2 protein-coding genes and 1 pseudogene are annotated in these 4,307 nt (G+C 70.4%); 2 read left to right on the top strand and 1 reads right to left on the bottom strand.

All coding sequences use genetic code 11. The features are described 5' to 3' along the window. The coding region (locus U9983_RS26830) for a TIR domain-containing protein (RefSeq protein WP_322756682.1) at window positions 1-2,060 on the bottom strand (2,060 nt) is incomplete at its 3' end. A gap of 882 nt (window positions 2,061-2,942) precedes the next feature. Between U9983_RS26830 and U9983_RS26825 the strand changes: the two genes are divergently transcribed. Both U9983_RS26825 and U9983_RS26820 read left to right on the top strand, forming a co-directional pair. Then, window positions 2,943-3,296: a hypothetical protein gene (locus tag U9983_RS26825; protein ID WP_322756681.1), complete on the top strand. Its 354-nt coding sequence runs from the start codon at window positions 2,943-2,945 to the stop codon at window positions 3,294-3,296. Between the two features lie 378 nt (window positions 3,297-3,674). Then, window positions 3,675-4,280 (top strand): annotated as a pseudogene (locus tag U9983_RS26820) (IS256 family transposase); the annotation flags it as partial. Between the last annotated feature and the right edge of the window lie 27 nt (window positions 4,281-4,307).

Raw genomic sequence — 4,307 nt, 5'->3', positions numbered from 1 at the left:
GGGCTGAACGCCGCCGCGGTGACGTACTGGTCATCGTCGATGCTGGCGGTCAGCGGGGTGTTGATGAGTGTCGCCGCGAGGCTGTTGCGGGTTTCGTCGTTGGGGGTGAGTTTTTCGGCTGCGAGGTTGAGTTTGAGGGCTTGGCCGATGTTCGTGCTGCGGAGCTGCTCGGCTTGCGTGACGAGGCTGCGTGCGGTGGCAAGTTTCTGCTGCCGTAGGGCGTCTGCTCGCTGGATCCACGCGATGATCCCGCCGGTGGTGGCGAGGAGCAGCAGGGTGGTCAGGATCGCGGTCGCGCGTAGGCGTCGTCGTTGGCCGTGGCGGCGGCTTGCGGCCAGGAACGTGCGGGTGGCGGGGGTCAGGTCGGCGGGGTTGAGGGTGTGCAGGGCGGTGCTGGCACGGCTGAGGTCCCACAGGTGGCTGGCGGGCCGGTCGGTGCGGTGCCAGTCGGCCGCGGCGTCGGTCGCGCGGGAACGCAGCCGCAGACTGTCGGCGTGGGCGGTGACGGCGGCGGCCAGCGGCGGCCAGGCGGTGAAGATCTGTTCGTGGGCGATGTCGATGACCGGCCCGGTACTGTCCGGGGCTGCGCCGGGGATCTCGGCCGGGTCGTGGATGGTGAGCAGGCGTCGGGCGACGAACACGTCCAGTTCGGTGCGGACCGGGCCTGGCAGGCTCGCCAGTTCGGCGCGGCGGCGGGTGACCTGGCCGGCGTCGTCGATGGTCACTAGGCGCAGCAGGCCGCCGAGCACGTCGCCGGTGCCGCGTCCGGTGGCGGCGGCGGCGTCGGCCAGGGCGACGTCGGCCTGACCGGCGAGTGCTCCGTGTACCCCACCGAGCTCGGTGTATCGCTCGCCGGACAACGCGCCGCCACGTGTGACGTTCTTGGCGAGCTGGTTGAGGACGAACGCGAGCAGGGGCAGGGCGTCACCGCCACCCGTGTCGTCGATCATGCGGGCGACCAGTTCATCCTCTACTGTGATCCCGGCGTGGCGGGCCGGGCCGGTGATGACCAGCGGCAGCGCTTCCCGGGACAGCGGACGCAGCACGAATGACGCCAACGGCAGGCCGACCTGCGCGGCCAGGCTGGACAGCGGGTCGAGGAACTCCGAGCGGATCGTCACCACCGTCCGCACCGGGCCGCCGGCCGCGTCCGCCAGCAGGGCGGCGAACCGGCGGAGGTCCGCCTTGCCGGTACGGGTGAACAGTTCCTCCGCCTGATCGACGATCAGGAGGAGGTGGCGGGCGGGGGCCGCGTCGGCGAGCAGGTCCGCGACCAGCCCAGCCAGCCCGCCGGGCTGGTTCAGGCCGACGGCGACCTGGTTGGTGCTCCAGCCCAGGGTGCGGCGGCGGCCTTCGGCGGCGAGCAGCCGGGCCAGGGCGCTGGTCGGGTCGGCGTACGGATCGTCGGTCGGGCGTAGCGGAGCAAGGACCAGCCAGTCGGCCTCGGCGGCCAGCAGCGGTCCCAGCCCGGCGCGCAGAAGCGAGGACTTCCCGCAGCCCGACGGGCCGACCACGGCCAGCAGCCCGCCGCCGGCCGGCCCGGCCGGCGCGCGAAGCTCTTTAGCGAGACGACGGCTGTCCTGCCTCCGACCGAAGAACACCCGGGCTTGGCCGGCCTCGAACGGCGGCAGACCCGGATACACCGGCAGCGCCGCCGACCACGGCGGCCCACCGCTGGAATCCAACTGCCGCAACGCCTCGACGAGCGCCTTCCGGGCCTTCGTTCCGTCGCCGGTCAGCTCGGTCCAGTGCGTCTCGGTGGACACCAGCCGGTGAGACACCGCCGGACCGACCCGGACCGGGAGCAGCCGTAGCCCGTTCGCGCGGGCGATGCCGACCTCGGCGGCGCACCACTGCGACGTTTCGAACGCGGCGGTGACCACCGCGACCAGGGCGTCTGCCCGGTACAGCTCGGCGAACAGCCGATCAGCCAACGCGTCGCCGACCTGCAGTCCGGCATGCAGGTCGGCGTCGAGGAACACGGTGTGCCCGGCCTCGCACAGCCAGCCGCGTATCCGCACCGCCAACGCCCGATCCGCGCTGGCGTGGCTGATGAACACTCGCGCCACCGCGCACCCGCCCCCCGGTATGCCCGGCGGATCACCACCGGGCCGATCATCCGGATGCTACCGCCGTTACCATCGGCGTATCGCAGCAGAGTCACCACGCAGTGCCAGCGCGACGCCCCCAGCCCGCCAGCCAGAACCGATCAAGGTCACGGTCGCGGGCCGCGATGAGCCATCGTCCGCTCACCGCCACCCAGCCCCCGCACGCAGCGTTACCTCATCTGAGCCGGCCAAGACCCGGAGGTGTTGAAACGACGTCCGTCGCCACGCTCGGGGCGACCCCGTAACGGTCCGCGAGCTCCCGCACGGTCAACCCGACAGCCGCACCCGTCGGCAGCAGAAACGTCCCACCGACCGATCCCGGCGTCACCACCCACCCCTTTCCCGCATCCCAGAACACACAGTGAAGAATCTAAGAATCGTTACGCGTCTGCCATAGGGTGCGGACCCGCGTCCATACCCAATCAAGGCCCTCGGTTCCCGGACGCGCGCTGCTCGAGTCGCGCCTGATCTTCCACCGCACCCTCCCACAACGACGGAACGTGACGGCAAGCTTCGCCTGATCACGGCGGCGGAAACGTCCTGTCATGCCGCAAGTCGGATACAGTAGTCGGTAGCTGAGTGTCACCGAGGTGCGGGATGCGGCTCCGCGCCGGTCGGACGACACGCGCCAGTGCCCCGTCGCAGGGCCAGGCCCTGGGCCGCACCACTTTTCCCGCGAATCGTGTGCTCGGCGGTTTGCTTGTTCATCGCGCTCGTGCAGTGCGTGGCGCCTTCATCGACGGCGCGTACGAACCGGGCTCGCCGCCTGTCCGTCGGGCGGCCACGGCACCCGACCGGCAGTAACATCCGAGCGTGCAACCGCGACGTCACCGCATGCGCCAGCGGCAACGCCGTGACTCGGCACGTGAGTGGATCCGTTTCGGCGCGCCAGTCACCGCGAAGAGCTACGCCAAGCGGTACGGCGTCGACCGCTACACCGCCTACGACGACCTCACCGCGCTCGGGTTCGCGTTGCCCGACTCGGCGCGCCAATGGGCACAGCGCCCCCCGGCGGCCCCACGCGGTCACGCCGAGCGTCGCAGCGACCAGGGCCACGACGAGTGGTGGACCGTACTGGACGGCAGGTTGTTCTTCGTGGCGGGCCGCACCTCGGGTGGTGCGCCCTACGGCATGTTCGCCGACGAGATGCCGCCGTCCGACGAGTCGTTTGACAGCTCCGGAACGTGATCAGCTATCCGAGCGAAATCCCTCGTGCCGAAATTCCATCCGCCATTGCCGCGATCGGAGCGCCGCTCCTCGCACATCCAGCGACGATCTGCGATCGGAACGGACCCGCGCTCCTTCCGCCCACCCGATGACCGTTGTCGGCCGCCTGCGCGTCGCTCGCTGCCGACGTCCGAATCTCGGAAACCGCGTTGTGGCTTCGCTTGCGACAGCCGACGTCACGAACATGTCCACGACGTGTATGGGGCCTGTAGACATAACGACGTAACCCTCCGAAAGTGAGGACATGCCGTGAGTGACACGATGGTAGAGGTTCCGCCGGCCCACGAGGCCCCCGCGCTGGATCGACCCGGGGACGCCCCGCTGGCGTGGGACACCGGCGACGCCCAGCTGGTGCGTCTGCTCGCGGAGCGGGCCCAGGCGGACGGGATCAGCCTGGCCGGCGAAGGCGGCCTGCTGGCCCAGCTGACGAAGCTGGTCGGCGAAGCCGGCCTGGAAGCGGAGATGACCGCCCACCTGGGCTACGACAAGCACGACCCGGCCGGCCGCGATGGCGGGAACTCCCGCAATGGGACCCGGACCAAGACGGTCCTGACCGAGATCGGCCCGGTCGCGATCGAGGTGCCCCGCGACCGGGCGGCCTCGTTCGCGCCGGTGACGGTCCCCAAACGGGTCCGCCGGCTGCGCGGCGTCGACGAGATGGTGATCTCCTTGGTGGCCCGTGGGATGACGACCGGGGACGTGCAGGCACACCTGGCCGAGGTCTACGACACCCGACTGTCCCGTCAGCAGATATCCGACATCACCGACACCGTCCTTGAACGGATGGGCGAGTGGCAGAACCGGCCGCTCGACGCGGTCTACCCGGTCGTCTTCATCGACGCGATCCACGTGAAGATCCGCGACGGGCAGGTCGCGAACCGCCCGATCTACGTCGCGTTGGCCGTCACCTGCGACGGCACCCGCGAGGTACTCGGCCTCAGAGCTCCGGCAAGGTAGCACAATGTCACAGTC

It is taken from the genome of Protofrankia sp. Cas3, assembly GCF_963555955.1.
Taxonomy (GTDB): Bacteria; Actinomycetota; Actinomycetes; order Frankiales; family Frankiaceae; genus Protofrankia.
The sequence above is the reverse complement of the archived record's forward strand: the minus strand, read 5'-3'. Positions and strand labels throughout refer to the sequence as shown.

Coding starts and splice junctions, on each gene's coding strand:
- U9983_RS26825 (WP_322756681.1), top strand. CDS start 2,943: ATGCGCCAGCGGCAACGCCGTGACTCGGCACGTGAGTGGATCCGTTTC.